Below are 16,979 nucleotides of genomic sequence, written 5' to 3'. Positions count from 1 at the left end.
ACATCTTTAAAATCAGTTGGTTTACCAAGGTAATATTGTTCTTGTAGTAACTCAATTTTTTACGAAAGAGCTTCGATAGTTTTCTTGGATACTCTTTGGACTTATTATGCCAATACCAATATTCAAGTATCTCTTGTCTTGACTTTTGCGCTGTTTCTGTCCAAACTACACTTTTAGCCATTCGTCTTCTTGAATATTTATAGCATCATTTGAAAGTAATTTTCCTTCGATAATATCATTTTCACTTTGAAGCAACATTGCTTTTTGCTTGTCAGTTACTTTAAAAATAGTTGTATTAATATCTACAGATTTAACCAAGTCATTAATTCTGTTTAGAAGAGCTTCGTCATCAATAGAAACTATTTTATCTAGAAGCGTATATTTAATGCTCTGAACTTGCATAAAAGTTGATTATTCTTGTTCGAATGTGAAGCTAATAAATTTATTTAACTGTACAAGCAATTATTGTTGGCTCATTAACTGTCGCAAAGCAGGTTCTAAAGCCAATGCATGACAATGACCAAATGTTACTAAAACTATATCGTTCGTTTTAAATGCAGTTTCAATTTTTGATAGCAATGCACTATCTCTTGTCATTTTAGAAGTACGACCAACTGCACAGAAATGGCAATGATCATTTACATAGTCAAATGCTTCTAAATCGAGATTATTGATGTCAAAGTCTTGTTTGGTTGTTTGTTTATATAACTGCTTAAAGTACGTAAAACTCTGTTGTTTGCGTAAAAGTGGCAAGCCATTTTTAAGTAAATAAGGTAACGCGTCTTGCACAAAAACCCTATCAAAACTTTGCTTACCATAAGCACCATAATGGTAAGGCACAGCGAAGCGTTCAATTACATAATACACATACAAATCTTCTAAAGTTTGCTTTTGTAACACCAATGGCAACTCTACTTTAAAAGGCAAATCACCATTCAGCATTTTTATACCAAGCTTATCAGAATAATATTTTAAAACGCCAGTTTCACCGTCTTTAAATGCTGCCTCATTTTTAGATGCATAGTGTATAGAATCAGGTATTTGACCGCCTTCATTAAAGCTTATTTGCGGTTGCAAACTATTTGCGTAGCGCTCAATAACACTATACTGTGCATGGTTGCTATCGTTATTATGGTCGCAACCAATAAACACCAAATGCTTGCCATTATTGGCAATATCAATAACATAAGGCGGCTGTATGCTATCCATCATTTTACCTACAGTTACATAATCTCTTGTTACAAAAGGCTTAGACTGTTTAGTAGCGCAGCTAAATAAACAACATCCATAAAAAATAATAATCCATTTATTCATCAGCTGAAAAAATTAGTAACCTGTTAAAAAAATGAAAAGCTTTACCAATCAAATATCTAGTTTTTTGTGATGCTTGTGTTTTAGTTTATGTTTACACACCGCAAGTTTACTATGTATGAATGCTGATAAAATCACCTATTTATTTATAAAATCAGACTACAAGTTAATTAAGATTAACCTCAGCGATATTTTGTATCTATCTGGCTTAAAAGACTACACACAAATTTATTTAAAAGGCAAAGCATCACCTTTAACTACGCTTCAAAACCTTAAGGAATTTGAAAGCAAGCTACCAGCAGATGACTTTGTAAGGGTGCATCGTTCTTACATAGTAGCCATGAGTCAGGTAGATTATATTAGCCGTAACGAGATTAATATTAATGGCAATCATATACCTATTGGCAATTCGTTTCGTGCCGCCTTAGATGAAGTGATTCAGAAGCATTCTTAGTTAAGAGCCTGTTTAAGATTATTTGATGGAATAATGCATAGGTGATTTTTGAGCGAAACGAGGCGAATTTTGCAGCCATAGTTAAACGCCTAAGGCGAAAAATTTAACGAAGTTGCAGCCTAAAAGCAACATGTATTAACCATTGAAATGATTTTAAACAGGCTCTAAGTTAGCTAGCCGCGTTTAGCCGCCATATTACATCGCCTTTATTAATAGAATGCTTTACCAGTAAGCCTTTTGCAAATAAGTGGTGCAAGTTTACATCGGCTTGTTGCATATCTAAATTACCCAAAAAGGATACTTCTTTCGTAGTTAGTGTTGGGTACTTTGTAAATAAATCGATGATATTTCCGTTAGATGATTTCTTCACAGCATTAGGAATAAATTCAAGCAATACTTGTTCAAATTGCTCGTACTCTTGATAGCCTTTTAATACTTTAGAGTGATTGTATTTATCTGTGAAAATAAATGTGGGTAGCACATTTATTTCTAACTCTTTTACTAATTTTAAATCGGCCTCAAACAAAAGCTGTGCATTGCCTTCAATATCTCTTAATAATCTTGCTGCATCTAAACCTGCATCATAAGCAGCTTGCCTTAGTAGCTTCTTCTCTACAATATTTTGATTTTCAAAAAACAGCATTTCGTTCATGCGCCTTAAAAAAATAATGGCCTTATCGGTGTCTTGCATTTGCGCAGCTTTAAACGCAATAGATGGTGGATAAGATGATGGCAATGGATCTTCTATCCAAACATCAGGGTAAATAGGCATGTCATATTTTTCAGCAGCTCTCTGCCAGTAGTCAGCAGCATCACTAGGTTTGCTAATGCCACCGCGACTGTAATTATCCCAAGACGGTAATAAACCACCCATGCAGTATTCTATTTCTAAGTAAGCACCATACTCAATTTTTAACTTTCGCAACTGTGGTTGAATAATCCAACAGGTAGAACAAACAGGATCTGTGAAATACAATAAATGTACACGCATCTGCTTTGGTGCTGTTGCTTTTACTGTTGTAGGATTAATAATTAATGGCACCTTAATATCATCCTCTTGTTCAGGTGTTGGGTTTAAAAATTTTTCTTTAATATCTCTACCTAGTTGTGTATGTTCTTTTACCAAAATTGCACGTTCTTGGTAGTAAGCAGTAAAAGCAGTTTGATAATCATCGGTATGCATTAACCAAGTCGTAAGCACTTTTGCATCTATCAATGCATTGGTAGTGCCAGCGCTTGTAAATGGTACTGCTAAATGTGCTGCATCGCCTATCAGCACTACATTTTCTTTATGAAAACTTGGTAGCAAATCAAAGTCGGTAGCGTTCCAAATATAACTTGTAGCAAAGTCGTTACACCGAATAATTTCATGTACCACATCTGGAAAATCTTTCAATAGTTCTAGGCAAAAAGCACGCATTGCTTCGTTACTAGTACAAGTCATTGGTAGTAATGTTACATCAAATTGTATAAACCATACTAGCTCTTCTGTAGATGTAGGAATAAAGCCAAAAGACAAGCCTTTTTCTTTGCTTAGATATTTGTTAAATGTATTTCCAAGTGTTTGTACCAATTCAGGATGTTGTAATACACCTACAATTTCTTTAACCACTACAGGCGTGAAATTTGTTTTACCAAAAAGATGTTGCCTTACAGCCGAATAAGCACCATCTGCACCAATAAAAATATCACCTGTTTCTTCTTCACCGTTTACAAATACGGCTGCAACTGCTTTATTATTATCGTATCTAAAATGAGAAAAAATTCTACCAGTTCTAATCTTTTCTTTAGGAAAAAGCTTGTATAAAAAATCAATAATGTCGCAGCGTTTAATGCATTGCCAAGGTTCAAGTTTTAAATATTTTACCTCAGTACCATCAGGTCTTTTTAAGTTAAACGTATCTATCAATCTACCTGGCAAATCAGCTACTTTGTTGCCGTTTGTCAATGTTTCCAATACTGATAAGCCTTCTGCATGCATTAAAAAGGCGTTGCCTCTTGCAGGTATTTGTTCATCCCGTTCGCACACTACTACATTAACACCATGGTTATACAACTGAATACCCATAGACATGCCAGCGATACCGCCACCAATAACTACAATTTTCATGTGTCAATTTTTTAGTTTTTCAAAAGCTACATTGGTAGACCCAATCAATTATTACAATAAGTAAAAACTACTTGATAACATCTAGTGGTCTATTTATACTGATTTGGATATTGTGTTACTTATTCGTTCAATTGCTTCGGTTACAATCTCTTCAGATGTAGCAAAGCTTAGCCTTATATACCCTTCTGCACCAGCACCAAACCATTTAGGCAAGCCTGGTACCACTGCTACTTTTGCTTTGTTTAATAATAGTTCGTGCATGGCGCTACTACTTAAGCCAGTCTTCTGAATATTGGCAAAAGCTAGGTAACAACCTTGTGGCATAAAGCAACTAAAACCATCTATAGCGTTTAACCCATTTACACAAATGTTACGCACCTTTTGTAAATGAGCAATGAAGGCTAAAAGCCAATAACCACAATCGTTTAAGGCTGTAGCTGCTGCCACTTGGCCAAACACATTACTACCATGAATAGTAGATTGATGATTAGATGCTTGTATTAATAACTGGTAATGCTGCTCAGTAAAAGCGATAACAGCACCAATGCGCAAACCTGCTAAAGCATATGATTTACTAAAACCTGTAACAATAATAGTTTGCCTTCTTATAGTTTCATCAAGCGCTGCGATGCTTGTATATTGATGTGGGGTAAATACAATGTCGCTCCATATTTCATCAGACAGAATAATTAAACCGTGCTTTACAGCTATTGCACCAATAATTTCTAGTTCTTGTTTTGTAAATACCTTACCTGTTGGGTTTAAAGGATTACACAAACACAGCATTTTGGTATGTGGAGTAATTAATTGCTCTAGTGCATCGTAATCAAAAGCCGTTTCTGGATTTAATGGCACGCTGAATGATACTACTTTGGCACCACAGGTTTCTATGGAATACTTAAACAAAAAGTCTACAGGATCGAAAATGATGGCTTCGTCACCCCTTGATAAAAATGCTTTGCAGACGTTGTAAATACCAAATGCAGCCGTATCTACAGGATATAAATAAGCAGCTTGTGCAGGCACTTGTCTGTGTTCGTTTTGCCAATTGGCCATGGCTTCTTTAAAAAAGGAATAACCTTCAGCAGGTGCATACGAAAAATATCTGCTTGAGGCATATTTGGCAATAGCTTCAGCTATTTCAGGTGCACAAGGAAAATCAGGGTCAGCAGCGGTTAATGGAATGACATCATCAGGCACGCTTGCCCAACGTAAATTAAAGGCTCGCTCTCGCAAGATATTAAAGTTGATAGCGGATTGATAGAACATGGATATATCTTGATAACGCAATTTAAAGAGGATTTTAGTGCATAAAACAACTATTAAAACCTAAACGAATTACTACAAACAACCAACTTCAAATATTACAGAGCAATTAAACACTAAGAAGATACTTCTATTTTTCTCCAAAATTGTTAACGTTCTTTGATAAAATTTAATTGTGAAAATTTTAATTGTTGAAGACGAAATCTCTTTAAATAAAAGCATGGTTGATTTTTTAACCAAGCAGCAATACTTATGCGAATCGGTAAGTAATTATTACGATGCGCTAGAAAAAATTGAAAGTTACGACTACGATTGCATTGTTCTAGACATTGGCCTACCCGATGGTAATGGCCTGCAGTTGTTACACCATTTAAAAGATAATCGCAAAACCGATGGTGTCATCATCGTTTCAGCACGAAATGAGCTTGATGATAAAATAACAGGCATTGAAGCAGGTGCAGATGATTATCTTACAAAACCATTTCATTTACCCGAATTAAGCGTACGCATTGCTGCTATTATTAGGCGCAAAAATTTACAAGGTAATAATGTACTTGCCTTTAAAGACATCACAATAGATGTGCTTGCCAAAACTGTTTTGGTAAAAGATAACTCAATTGTACTAACAAAAAAAGAGTATGATTTGCTGCTCTATTTTGTAATTAATAAAAATAGAGTAGTATCGAAAAATGCAATAGCAGAGCATCTTTGGGGCGACGATATGGATATGGCAGACAACCACGATTTCATTTACACACACATAAAAAATTTACGCAAAAAATTATTAGCAGCTGGCACTGACGACTACTTGCAAAGTGTGTATGGCATGGGCTATAAATTTTCGTAACTAAGCATCACGTATGAAACTATCTACAAGGTACAACCGCATTAATGTGATATCGTCAATCTTGATATTTTTAATTGGCTGCTTAGCGTTTTACTTTGTGCTTAGCTATGTTTTAATAAGGCAATTAGATAAAAGCTTACGGTCAGAAAGAACTGAAATAATACAGTACACAAAAGAACACAATGAATTACCTGAAATTGTAAATACTAACGAACAGCAAATTCGCTTTGAACCAACATCAACACGCATCAATCAATCTGTTTACGCTTCAAAAAAAGTGTGGATTGCTCACGAAAAAGAATTTGAGCTATCAAGGTCGCTTACGTTTGGCATAAATGTATGTGGCAAAAATTATAAAGCCATTGTTACAAAGTCTCAGATGGAAGCAGAAGAATTACTGAAACTAATGATAGCAATAGCTACCATTATGATTGGGATTATTATTGTTGCCAACTTTACTATCAATAAAATTATTCTTAAAAAACTCTGGCAGCCATTTTACCATACAATAGCCAATATCAGTGCATTTCAACTATCCAAAAAACAAGTATTACAGCTACCTGTAACTACAATTGAAGAATTCGATTTGCTGAATAGTAGCTTTAATACAATGGCAAAAACTGTAGCTACAGAATATGAAAGCTTAAAAGAATTTACTAGCAATGCTGCGCATGAAATGCAAACACCATTAGCTGTAATAGCCAATACTACCGACACTTTGATGCAAGATGACATGATGCTACAAAACCATCATCAAAGCATTGCTATTATTGAGCATTCTGTTAATAAATTATCAAGATTAAATCAATCATTATTGCTACTTGCAAAAATAGAAAATGAACGTTTTAGCTTAAACGAAACCGTTGCATGGAATGAATTAATTGAGCAAAAATTAGAGGAGCTGCATGAGTTAATTGCTTCTCAAAATATACAATTAACAGTGACACTTGAACCTGTTGTTACACAATTTCACCACCATTTAGCAGATATAATTATCAGCAACTTAATTAACAATGCTATTCGGTATAATATTCAAAATGGTAGCATTACTATCAGCTTAAAAAACGGGCAATTAGTTATTGTAAATACATCGCTCATACCAGATTTAGATGCCGTAAAAGTTGGCAATCGTTTCTACCGTCATCCTGCTACAAAGCCCGATGGCAATGGCTTAGGCTTATCTATAGTAAAACAAATTTGCAGTGTGGCTGGTTATACTTTTACGTATCATTTTAACAATAATCAGCATTATTTAAGCATTGGCTTTTAGCTTCAATTTGCACACAGAATTAGTGAGCATTTTTACAAGCTAATTATAAAATGGATTTAAACATGAAGAAATGGTTAATAGCTAGTTTATTGCTACTAGTACTAACAAACACAAAGGCGCAACACATTTTTAAAGCCGTTGTAAAAGACAAAGCAACACAGCAAGTTTTGCAAGGCGTTACTGTTGAAGAAGGTACAAATAAAATTATTAGTAAAACAGGTGCAACTACTATCAACAATCTATCTTCTGGTAAACATCAGTTTGTGTTTTCTTTTGTAGGTTATCAGTCTGCTACGCTAGAAGTAATATTGCCAGATACCACCACATATGAAATACTATTAAGCCCAATAGAAAAAGTACTAGAAGAAGTAACGGTAGCATCGTCTACAAGAAGTAATCAAAACATAGAAAATTCACCACTAAAAGTTGAGGTGCTTGGCAAAGAAGAAATGGATGAAGAAAACACCATTAAGCCAGGTAATATTGCAAGTATTTTGGGTGATGTAAGCGGTATTCAAATTCAACAATCATCTGCAGTTTCTGGTAATGCTAATGTGCGCATTCAAGGGCTTGATGGTAGATATACACAGATACTTCGTGATGGCATGCCTTTGTTTGATGGCTTTAGTGGCGGTTTTGGCATTTTACAAATACCGCCATTAGATTTAAAACAAGTAGAGCTTGTAAAGGGCTCTGCATCTACCTTATATGGTGGTGGTGCTATTGGTGGTTTAATCAATTTAATTTCTAAAAAGCCCAATTTTTACCAAGAAGGGGTGATTACTTTAAACCAAACATCGCTTAAGGAAAGCAATTTTAACACTTACATTGCTAAGCGTAACAAAAGCGTTGGCTACAATTTTTTTGGTGGCATTACTAAGCAAGCAGCAGTTGATGTAAATGGTGATGGTTTCTCTGATGTAGCTAAAACTGATGCCATTATTGTGCATCCAAAATTGTTTTTTTATCCTTCTGCTAAAACCAATATTGCACTTGGCTACACAGGTACATTTGAAACTAGAAATGGTGGCGATATGCAAGTGATTGACGGCTTTACAACAAGTCTTCATCAGTTTTACGAGAAGAATATTAGCAACAGAAATACTGGCGATATACTAGTAGAACAGTTTTTAGGCAATGGCAAAAAGCTAGAACTAAAAGGCAGCATCAGTTCTTTTACACGTACCATTAATACTGCAACACATAGCTTTAAAGGCAATCAACTCAATTATTTTTCTGAGTTATCTCTGTTTATTCCAAAAGATAAAAATAGTTGGGTAATGGGTATTAACGCTACTGGCGATAAGTTTAAAAAGCTAGCTTCTGACCCTGTTTTACTCAATAATTTCGAGAACAATACCATTGGCGCATTTGCCCAATACACTGGTAATATGACTGAACATACCACACTTGAAGCAGGCTTGCGTGCTGACCATCATTTTACTTATGGGGATTTTGTGTTACCACGTATTGCAGTATTTCATCGCTTTAACGAGCATTGGGCTACTCGTTTAGGCATTGGCTTGGGCTATAAAACACCAAATGCTTTAACACCTCAAAATGTAGACTATAATATTGAAAACATACAACCTTTACCTAGCGGGTTAAGTGCTGAAAAATCTGTTGGTTACAATTTTGAATTTAACTACAAGCATGACTTTAACGAGCATAGCAATATCTTCATTAACCAAGCATTTTTTTTAACGCAAATTAATAATCCTGTAATCGCTACTGTTCAGTCTAACAACACCGTATCTTTTGCAAATGCTGGCAATAATATTACCAGTCAAGGTTTTGATACTTATGTAAAACTACAATTAGATGACTTAGAATTGTATGCTGGTTACACATTTACAATAGCCAATAGAAATTATTTGCCACAAAATAAATTTGTACCATTAACACCTAAAAATCGCTTTGCATTTGTGGTACTAAAAGAGTTTGGCGATAGCTGGCGCATTGGTGTTGAGGGTTCTTACACGGGGCCACAATTTAGAGATGGTGATAGTAAAACGCCAGGTTATTTATTTATGGCTGCGCTAATAGAACGCAAGTTTGGCAAAACACTAAGTATTGTTTTAAACTGCGAAAATCTGTTGGATTATCGCCAAAGTAATTACGAAACATTGTACACTGGTAGCATTACAAACCCAACATTTAAGCCACTTTGGGCACCGATAGATGGCAGGGTTGCCAACCTTTCGGTAAGATGGCATTTTGCTAAGAAAAACTAAAAATTATTCTAGAAAGTGAGTTCTCATATTTAAATAATGGCTTCAAAATTTCATCAGAATAGCTGCACACCTTTATGGAAACAACTAAATTTTACTTACAAATGAAACACATCTTATCGCTTACAATACTTGCTACCATTGCTTTTACTAGCAATGCACAGCTTAAAGTAACCAACAGTTTTAAAATAGCTAGTAATGGTGGCTGGGATTATATTGCTGTACAGCCAAATAGCAACCGTGTATTTACATCGCATGGCAATCAAGTAAATATTTTAGATAAAACTACCGGTGATTCGTTAGGTTTTATTCCTGGCACAACTGGTGTTCACGGTATTGCTTTTGTACCAGCGCTTAACAAAGGCTACACTAGCAATGGCAGGCTAAATAATGTATTTGTGTTTGACCTAAAAACCTTTGCTGTATCGGATTCTATTGCTACAGGCACTAATCCTGATGCTATTTTTTATGATGATTTTTCTAAAAAACTTATCACTTGCAATGGCAGAAGTAAAGACCTAACATTTATTGACCCTACCACTAATAAAGTTGTGGCTACCGTTGCAGTTGGTGGCAAGCCAGAAACAGCTGTAAGCAATAATGCTGGTAAAATATTTGTAAATATTGAAGATAAAAATGAAATAGTAGTAATTAATGCTAACACTTTTAAGGTAGAAGCGCATTGGTCATTACTACCTGGCGAAGCGCCAACAGGCCTGGCCATAGATACTAAGACCAATCGTTTATTTGCCGCTTGTGGCGATAATAATTTTCTAGTAGCAGTAGATGCAACTTCAGGAAAAATAATAGCCCAATTACCTATTGGCAAAGGCTGCGATGGTGCCGCATTTGACCCAGCTTTAAAAAACATTTATACCTCAAATGGTAGCGATGGTGCTATTACAGTTATTCACGAAGACACAAAAGATAAGTTTACAGTAACTGAAACCATTACTACAAAAAAGAGTGCTAGAACCATTTGTATAGATGAAGCGACACACAAACTATACTTACCTGCTGCCGATACAGAACCTGCTGTAGGTAATGCAAGGCCTAAAATGATACAAGGTACATTTCAAATTTTAGTAGTGAGTAAATAGAGTTGACACACTTGATTAAACAAAATAGGCTGCCAAATGGCAGCCTATTTTGTTTCGTAACAGTTTAAACGCAAGTTATTTAGCAACCACAATTTTTTGTAAATATTGCTCACCAGCTACAATAGCTTTTACCAAGTAAGTACCATTGTTTAGTGTATTAGTGCTAATTTTTACTAAGCCATTATTCGTAGCAAACGCTTTATTCATCAATGTTTTACCTACTAAATCTGTAATTACAATTTGTACCGTAGCGTTATTATTTGAGTTGAATTGTAACTGAATAACATCACTCGCAGGATTTGGATACACACTGAATTTTACGTTTAATGGTATGTGCAAGCTAAATACATCGCTGTAAGTAAAAGAACCATCTTTATCTACTTTCTTTAAGCGATAATATACACGGCTGCCTTTATTACTATTGGCATCATCGCTATAAGTATAAGCTTTACTACCTGTTGCAACTACAGAGCCAATAGCTGTAAAATGAGTGCCGTTTACACTTCTTTCTACTACATACTCTTTAAAGTTTACTTCATTTTCAACTTCCCAATTAAGCACTACTTTATCAGCTTGTAACTTACCAGTAAAAAACACAATATCTACAGGCAAAGCCGTTAAACCGGGGCAAGTATTATTCCACACCATTCCTACATATTCAGGATGGTCAATATAAGGATTTCTATTACCTTGAAACGTATATGCACCTTCATTTCTAGCTATTTCTTTAGCGCTTACCGGGTCAAGATTATTCCATTTAAGCATCAATTGTAAGTACGCCAATTTTGCCGAAGGAAATGTACTATTATCAAACGTTTGTGCAGCTACTGCATTGGCTGACCACGTAGGAATATTATCTTCATAGCGAGTAATAAAGTAGAAAAAAGAGCGAGCAACATCACCCTTAAAAGAATCGATAGGCTCAAAAACAGAACCAGTAAAACCAGCTACAGCCGAAGAACCATATCTAGTGCCATTTAAAAAAGTTTGTGTAGCTGTGGCTACTTCACCATAAGGTAAATCACCTCTTTTACCATTTGTATATTTATCTGTAGGATACAAAATCATATAATCTGTTGCTGGGCCGGGTACACTAGTGCTACCGCTAAACCAACTTCTAGGTACACTATGTTCTCTATTGTAAAATTGGCCTTCGGCTGTACCACCACTGCCTACATCTTGCTGACCACCAGTAACTACTGCACTACTGCCTGGTGTAAATTGATAAGGATCTGTACCACCTGGTTTTGCAGAATAAATATCATAAATCACATTTGTAGAACCAGTACCAACCGTACGGGGCTTTATATCGGTTAATTGATATTGCGTCCACAATGCTGTATATGTTTGAGGATTATTACCAGAAGTAATAATGGTTTTGAGCGCAGTTTTTAAGCCTGCACAATTTTTGTTGTTTGCGTTATCATAATACGTAGCAGGTATTTGTGCAAATGTTGCTGTGTAGCTTGTAAATGAGATTAAAAGTAAAAAATTTTGCTTCATGAAATAATTTTAAAAAACGACTGTAATCACACAAATTAGCCACTTTAGCTACAAAAAATGCAATTACCACCAGCTTTAATGCAGAATTAATATTACAAAGGGCATTTTTCGTGATAATCAATTAGCTCTATAGGGCTACGAGCTATTTCTATTCCTTGATAATGCGTTAAGATTTCATCCAAAACTTCTATCACTTCTTCTTTTAACATTAGCGTTACTAGCTTAGCCCTAAAGTCTTTAATGTTTGGTAAGCCACGTAAATAATTGGCATAATGTCTACGCATTTCGAAAATGCCCACTTTAGGGCCTTTCCACTCTACGCTTTTTATCAAATGTTTTTTACAAACTGCTACACGCTCTTCTAATGTAGGGCCAGCCATCATTTCGCCAGTTTGTACATAGTGTTTTATCTCTCTAAAAATCCATGGATAGCCAATGGCTGCTCTACCTATCATAATACCATCTACACCATATCTGTTCTTGTATTCAACCGCTTTTTGTGGGCTATCAATATCGCCATTGCCAAAAATTGGGATGTTGATACGAGGATTGTTTTTCACTTTTCCAATCAGCGTCCAATCTGCCTCACCTTTATACATTTGGCTACGTGTACGGCCATGAATTGCCAATGCTTTAATACCGCAATCTTGCAATCGTTCGGCTACTTCTTCAATGTTTTTACTATCATCATCCCAGCCCAAACGTGTTTTTACAGTTACTGGTAAAGACGTTGACTTTACTACCGCCGTTGTTAAGCGCACCATTAAATCAATATCTTTTAGCACACCAGCACCAGCACCACGGCAAGCCACTTTTTTTACAGGGCAGCCAAAATTAATATCTAACAAATCAGGATTGGTAACGTCTACAATTTTAGCCGCAAGCGCCAAACTATCTTCATCACCACCAAATATTTGAATACCAACTGGTCTTTCGTAATCAAATATGTCAAGCTTTTGGCGACTTTTAATGGCTTCACGAATGAGCCCTTCGCTGCTGATAAATTCAGTGTACATCAAATCTGCACCATTATCCTTACACACAGCACGAAATGGCGGGTCGCTTACATCTTCCATTGGCGCTAGCAATAATGGAAAATCTGGTAATTCTATTTTGTCTATTAATACCATAATTTGTTTGTTACAAGTTACTTGTTGCTAGTTACAGATAATTTAAATTGGTAGAGATTTTTGCGTAAACCGCTTGAAACCTGTAACCTGAAACTTGTAACTTTTCTACTTGTATCTTTGATTATAAACTACAAATTTACAAGCTTATTTTTTATGGACGTAAATGACGCACAATTGCCACAAGAGGAACAAACGCCTATTACCACTTTTCAAGATTATATACCAAAGCAACAAGCACCTACAAAACAGCAAATGAGCTACTTTAGCCAGCTTGCAATATTACTTGGCCTTACAGGTGGTGGTTTAGTTATTGCAGGTATTGCTTCTATAATTATTTTCTTTGCAATGAAGGGTGGTGGTAGTCTTTTTTCACTTACCGAGGCAGAAATGTTAAAGCCAGAAAATGCCAACATAAACAAGGTTATACAACTAGTAAGCACTTTGTTTTTGTTTTTTACACCTGCTTTTTTCTTCGCTTTAATTGTAAATGGTAAGCCTTTTAACTATTTAGGCTTTAACAAAAAAGTATCGCCAAAGCAGCTTGGTCTTGTAATATTGGTAGCCTGTACAGGCTTGTTTTTAAGTGGCGCTTTAGGTGAAATCAATCAATTAATACCTATTAGTAAAGGCGCAAGAACCTATTTTCAAGGATTAGAAGATAAATACATAGACCAAATGCTATCGATGGTGCAAATAAAATCGGTAGCCGATTATATTATTGGTTTATTCATCATTGCATTGGCACCAGCTATTTTAGAAGAGTTATTTTTTAGAGGCGCTTTGCAGCAATTGCTCTCCAATTGGATTAAAACACCTTGGATAGCGATAGCAATTACAAGTATCTTTTTCAGTGCCATTCACTTTAGTTATTTTGGCTTTTTGCCAAGAGCCATGTTGGGTGCAGTATTGGGCTTATTGTTTTACTACAGTAAAAATATTTGGACCAATATTTTAGCTCATTTTTTAAATAATGCTATTGCTGTATCGCAGATATACTATTTGTCTTTATCTGGTAAGGTTGATAAAAAAGTATTACAAGATTTAGATAAAACGCAACTAACTGGCTGGCAAATAGCTTTGCTAGGTATTGCAAGTGCAGCAGCAATGATTGCATGGTTACACTACTTTAAAAAAGAAAGCAACAAAACATTAGCACAAGCACCATTAGAAATAGCCTAGCCACATGCAGCAATGGTATTTATTGTACAAAACACGCAGTTTCGCCGAGGCAACTATTATTCAAGGTATGTTGGCAGAAAATCAAATTCCTGTGCAGCTATTAAACAAGCAAGATAGCAGCTACCTCAACTTTGGCGATATAGAAATTCTTGTACCAATAGAACTAAAAGATATTGCCAAAAGTCTGCTAGATAAGGCGCTTTTGAATTAGCCCAATCATACATCACAAATCATACATCATACATCATACATCCCTTTATGGCTTTCAATATTCAAACCTTTAAAACACGAGCACTTACAGCCCTCATATTTGTAGCAGTAATGCTTGCTGGCTTGCTGTACAATCATTGGAGTTTTTTGGCCTTGTTTACCGTGGTGCATTTTGGTTGCTGGATAGAATACCAAAAGCTTGTTGGTTTAATTGATCCTGAGTATCAAGAAATCTCATCGTTTCATAGAAATACCATCATGTTATTGGGCTGGAGTTTTATGCTTTACATGACGAATGATGCTTACAAAATAGGTCGTATACCAGTGCACGCCATTGGCTGGTATGGCATTATGTTGTTTACCATTGTATTTTGCCTAAACGAAATTTTATTAAAAAAGAATTTGAATGTAAAAGCCTTAGCACATTCTGCTTTTGGGCTTGTATATATCTCTTTAAGTTGGGGGCTAATGATGAGTTTAAGAAACGATGGTACGTTGTTTAAAGGCACAAGTTTATTCTTAAATTTTGGTTGGGCTGTTCCAGTTGGTTTAATTGCTAGCATTTGGATAAATGATACCATGCAATACCTTGTTGGTTCGTTTATTGGCAAAACACCTTTTTCTAAAATTTCACCTAAAAAAACTTGGGAAGGAACAATTGGCGGCTCTTTTTTATGTATTGCACTAGCTGCATTTATTCCTTTTTTTATTACCAAATCTTTTGACATAGAAATCATTGGCATTGCTACCATTGCAGCTATTCTTGGCACACTAGGCGATTTATTAGAAAGCAAACTAAAACGCATGGCTGGCGTAAAAGATAGTGGTCAAATAATGCCTGGTCATGGTGGTTTTTTAGATCGTTTTGATTCACTATTACTTGCTACGCCTTTTGTGTGGTTGTTTGTAAAATTGCTAATAGCGTAATAAAAAAGCAGCCTTGTCTAAGGCCGTGTTTTGTAACACCTGCTTACCTATAGATTAAAGGCGCTTACACACAGCTTGAAAGTATTGACACTTAGATAATGGATGCCTACAAGCAGATTCATCATACTTACACATGGATATAAGGCATTGACATACGGATAAACCGCTCTTACATACAGATTTGTTATACTTACACAAGGATTTAGGGTGTTGACACATAGATACATACTATTGACATGCAAATAGGCCCTTCTCACACGCAGATTTGCCCATATACAGCTGCAACTCACTACCCAAAAGCATCATTTATATCTTTTTTAGAAAAAAATTGCCATATAATTAATGGAATGTAAAAACTGTGTTGTACTTTCATAGCAGTGTAAAAAAGTATGTAAGTAAATGCCTACTTTACCATTAGTAACCACACAAAATATTAGTTATGACAAGCCATCAAGAAGCCCGATTTTCTGCTGGTAAGCGTGTACAGCAGCTCACACAAACCTACGCTACGCAACTAGCCACCGTTGAAGAGGCCGACTTAGAAATTAGCGACCTCAATAGCAGCATTACCAAGCTAGAAGCAGCACAAACCACACAAGCCACCGATACTACTGGCCAAAGCGAAACAAAAGCTAGCTTAAGAAACACCATGGCAGAAACAATTGTTATTTACACAGGCCGTGCGGTGGTAAAAGCCAAGCGGGCTGGCAATACGGCCCTTGCTACACAGCTTGACCATCCTGAAAAATACTATGTACAAACCGATGCTAACACAAGTGTGGCTAGGGCAAACGCTACGGTAAAAGCACTAGAAGATAACATGGCTACGCTTACCAATATTACCGCAGCCAATATTGCCGAAATAAAAGCCACCATCACAGCTTTTAGCGAAGCCAAAGAACAACCTGCAATTGCCAACCAACACAAAAAAGCGGCTGGCACAGATGTAATAGCACCTTTGCTAGATGAGATGGATACGTATATAGACCATCTGATAGAGTTGGCACATTCGTATTTTCCTAAAAGCGAGCTAGCCAAAGCTATGGACCTTGCAGCCAAGCTGATTATTACTGGTACAAGGCACAATAGCCTAAGCATACATATAGAAGATGCTGCCACACAAGCGCCTATTACTACTGCACATGCCACACTTACTAGCACCTTAAAAACCGAACCTGCCGATGCTACAGGCGTGGCACATTTTGAGAAAATAGGTGCTGGCAACCAAGTGCTTACCATAGCCGCCACAGGCTACAACAGCCAAACCATTACCGCCAAAATAACAAGAGGTACTAATACGATGTGGTGGTAAAATTGGTGAAAGCGTAAGCGTTGAAAATAGCTTTAGCAATGGTACCTGTCTTCACCACAGGTGTACAAAAGATAAATTAGCTCTTTGATACAATAAAATTAAATTTATCCGTTGCTTTAAGATGGAATT

At 36.0% G+C, this 16,979-nt stretch carries 15 protein-coding genes; 9 read left to right on the top strand and 6 right to left on the bottom strand.

The annotated features are described in order from the left end of the window. Positions 1 to 165: 165 nt before the first annotated feature. Together ACT9TX_RS16105 and ACT9TX_RS16100 are read right to left on the bottom strand one after the other, a co-directional pair. Positions 166 to 402 carry a hypothetical protein gene (locus ACT9TX_RS16105; protein WP_481339818.1) on the bottom strand — a complete coding sequence of 79 codons (237 nt, stop codon included), beginning with the start codon at positions 400 to 402 and terminating at the stop codon, positions 166 to 168. A gap of 60 nt (positions 403 to 462) precedes the next feature. Then, positions 463 to 1,314 carry a hypothetical protein gene (locus ACT9TX_RS16100; protein WP_481339816.1) on the bottom strand — a complete coding sequence of 284 codons (852 nt, stop codon included), beginning with the start codon at positions 1,312 to 1,314 and terminating at the stop codon, positions 463 to 465. A gap of 115 nt (positions 1,315 to 1,429) precedes the next feature. Here ACT9TX_RS16100 and ACT9TX_RS16095 point away from each other — a divergent pair, with 115 nt between their 5' ends. After that, complete coding sequence (locus ACT9TX_RS16095) at positions 1,430 to 1,765, top strand: LytR/AlgR family response regulator transcription factor (RefSeq protein ID WP_481339815.1); 336 nt, start codon at positions 1,430 to 1,432, stop codon at positions 1,763 to 1,765. Positions 1,766 to 1,934: 169 nt separating this feature from the next. Here the strand turns inward: ACT9TX_RS16095 and ACT9TX_RS16090 are convergent, their stop codons facing one another. Together ACT9TX_RS16090 and ACT9TX_RS16085 are read right to left on the bottom strand one after the other, a co-directional pair. Next, a complete protein-coding gene (locus tag ACT9TX_RS16090; protein WP_481339814.1) occupies positions 1,935 to 3,875 on the bottom strand; it encodes a DsbA family protein in 1,941 nt (646 codons plus the stop codon). A 93-nt stretch (positions 3,876 to 3,968) separates the two neighbouring features. Continuing rightward, complete coding sequence (locus tag ACT9TX_RS16085; protein ID WP_481339813.1) at positions 3,969 to 5,144, bottom strand: pyridoxal phosphate-dependent aminotransferase; 1,176 nt, start codon at positions 5,142 to 5,144, stop codon at positions 3,969 to 3,971. Positions 5,145 to 5,316: 172 nt separating this feature from the next. Between ACT9TX_RS16085 and ACT9TX_RS16080 the strand changes: the two genes are divergently transcribed. The 4 genes from ACT9TX_RS16080 (at position 5,317) to ACT9TX_RS16065 (ending at position 10,589) form a co-directional block, all read left to right on the top strand. Then, positions 5,317 to 5,988 carry a response regulator transcription factor gene (locus ACT9TX_RS16080; RefSeq protein WP_481339811.1) on the top strand — a complete coding sequence of 224 codons (672 nt, stop codon included), beginning with the start codon at positions 5,317 to 5,319 and terminating at the stop codon, positions 5,986 to 5,988. A 13-nt stretch (positions 5,989 to 6,001) separates the two neighbouring features. Beyond that, on the top strand, positions 6,002 to 7,258 hold the full coding sequence (locus ACT9TX_RS16075; RefSeq protein WP_481339810.1) for a sensor histidine kinase: 1,257 nt from the start codon (positions 6,002 to 6,004) through the stop codon (positions 7,256 to 7,258). 62 nt (positions 7,259 to 7,320) lie between these two features. Then, positions 7,321 to 9,492: a TonB-dependent receptor gene (locus tag ACT9TX_RS16070; RefSeq protein WP_481339809.1), complete on the top strand. Its 2,172-nt coding sequence runs from the start codon at positions 7,321 to 7,323 to the stop codon at positions 9,490 to 9,492. Between the two features lie 101 nt (positions 9,493 to 9,593). Then, on the top strand, positions 9,594 to 10,589 hold the full coding sequence (locus ACT9TX_RS16065) for a YncE family protein (RefSeq protein ID WP_481339807.1): 996 nt from the start codon (positions 9,594 to 9,596) through the stop codon (positions 10,587 to 10,589). A gap of 75 nt (positions 10,590 to 10,664) precedes the next feature. Here ACT9TX_RS16065 and ACT9TX_RS16060 read toward each other — a convergent pair whose 3' ends face one another. Beyond that, a complete protein-coding gene (locus ACT9TX_RS16060; RefSeq protein WP_481339805.1) occupies positions 10,665 to 12,092 on the bottom strand; it encodes an endonuclease in 1,428 nt (475 codons plus the stop codon). A gap of 92 nt (positions 12,093 to 12,184) precedes the next feature. After that, positions 12,185 to 13,222: a tRNA dihydrouridine synthase DusB gene (dusB, locus tag ACT9TX_RS16055; RefSeq protein WP_481339804.1), complete on the bottom strand. Its 1,038-nt coding sequence runs from the start codon at positions 13,220 to 13,222 to the stop codon at positions 12,185 to 12,187. A 153-nt stretch (positions 13,223 to 13,375) separates the two neighbouring features. On the opposite strand from dusB, the gene ACT9TX_RS16050 reads away from it, so the two are divergent. The 4 genes from ACT9TX_RS16050 (at position 13,376) to ACT9TX_RS16035 (ending at position 16,850) form a co-directional block, all read left to right on the top strand. Beyond that, complete coding sequence (locus tag ACT9TX_RS16050; protein ID WP_481339803.1) at positions 13,376 to 14,401, top strand: CPBP family intramembrane glutamic endopeptidase; 1,026 nt, start codon at positions 13,376 to 13,378, stop codon at positions 14,399 to 14,401. 4 nt (positions 14,402 to 14,405) lie between these two features. Further along, complete coding sequence (locus tag ACT9TX_RS16045; RefSeq protein WP_481339801.1) at positions 14,406 to 14,612, top strand: hypothetical protein; 207 nt, start codon at positions 14,406 to 14,408, stop codon at positions 14,610 to 14,612. A 47-nt stretch (positions 14,613 to 14,659) separates the two neighbouring features. Then, positions 14,660 to 15,538 (top strand): phosphatidate cytidylyltransferase, encoded by an 879-nt coding sequence (locus ACT9TX_RS16040; protein WP_481339799.1) that lies wholly within the window; start codon positions 14,660 to 14,662, stop codon positions 15,536 to 15,538. A 439-nt stretch (positions 15,539 to 15,977) separates the two neighbouring features. Then, complete coding sequence (locus ACT9TX_RS16035; protein WP_481339798.1) at positions 15,978 to 16,850, top strand: hypothetical protein; 873 nt, start codon at positions 15,978 to 15,980, stop codon at positions 16,848 to 16,850. Positions 16,851 to 16,979: the final 129 nt, after the last annotated feature.

The sequence above is a fragment of the Parasediminibacterium sp. HNIBRBA5674 genome (assembly GCF_056745525.1).
Note: the sequence above shows the minus strand (reverse complement) of the source record. Positions and strands in the feature narration are given on the sequence as shown.

Coding starts and splice junctions, on each gene's coding strand:
- ACT9TX_RS16035 (WP_481339798.1), top strand. CDS start 15,978: ATGACAAGCCATCAAGAAGCCCGATTTTCTGCTGGTAAGCGTGTACAG.
- ACT9TX_RS16070 (WP_481339809.1), top strand. CDS start 7,321: ATGAAGAAATGGTTAATAGCTAGTTTATTGCTACTAGTACTAACAAAC.
- ACT9TX_RS16095 (WP_481339815.1), top strand. CDS start 1,430: ATGAATGCTGATAAAATCACCTATTTATTTATAAAATCAGACTACAAG.
- ACT9TX_RS16085 (WP_481339813.1), bottom strand. CDS start 5,144: ATGTTCTATCAATCCGCTATCAACTTTAATATCTTGCGAGAGCGAGCC.
- ACT9TX_RS16050 (WP_481339803.1), top strand. CDS start 13,376: ATGGACGTAAATGACGCACAATTGCCACAAGAGGAACAAACGCCTATT.
- ACT9TX_RS16040 (WP_481339799.1), top strand. CDS start 14,660: ATGGCTTTCAATATTCAAACCTTTAAAACACGAGCACTTACAGCCCTC.
- ACT9TX_RS16045 (WP_481339801.1), top strand. CDS start 14,406: ATGCAGCAATGGTATTTATTGTACAAAACACGCAGTTTCGCCGAGGCA.
- ACT9TX_RS16065 (WP_481339807.1), top strand. CDS start 9,594: ATGAAACACATCTTATCGCTTACAATACTTGCTACCATTGCTTTTACT.
- ACT9TX_RS16060 (WP_481339805.1), bottom strand. CDS start 12,092: ATGAAGCAAAATTTTTTACTTTTAATCTCATTTACAAGCTACACAGCA.
- ACT9TX_RS16100 (WP_481339816.1), bottom strand. CDS start 1,314: ATGAATAAATGGATTATTATTTTTTATGGATGTTGTTTATTTAGCTGC.
- ACT9TX_RS16105 (WP_481339818.1), bottom strand. CDS start 402: ATGCAAGTTCAGAGCATTAAATATACGCTTCTAGATAAAATAGTTTCT.
- ACT9TX_RS16075 (WP_481339810.1), top strand. CDS start 6,002: ATGAAACTATCTACAAGGTACAACCGCATTAATGTGATATCGTCAATC.
- ACT9TX_RS16090 (WP_481339814.1), bottom strand. CDS start 3,875: ATGAAAATTGTAGTTATTGGTGGCGGTATCGCTGGCATGTCTATGGGT.
- dusB (WP_481339804.1), bottom strand. CDS start 13,222: ATGGTATTAATAGACAAAATAGAATTACCAGATTTTCCATTATTGCTA.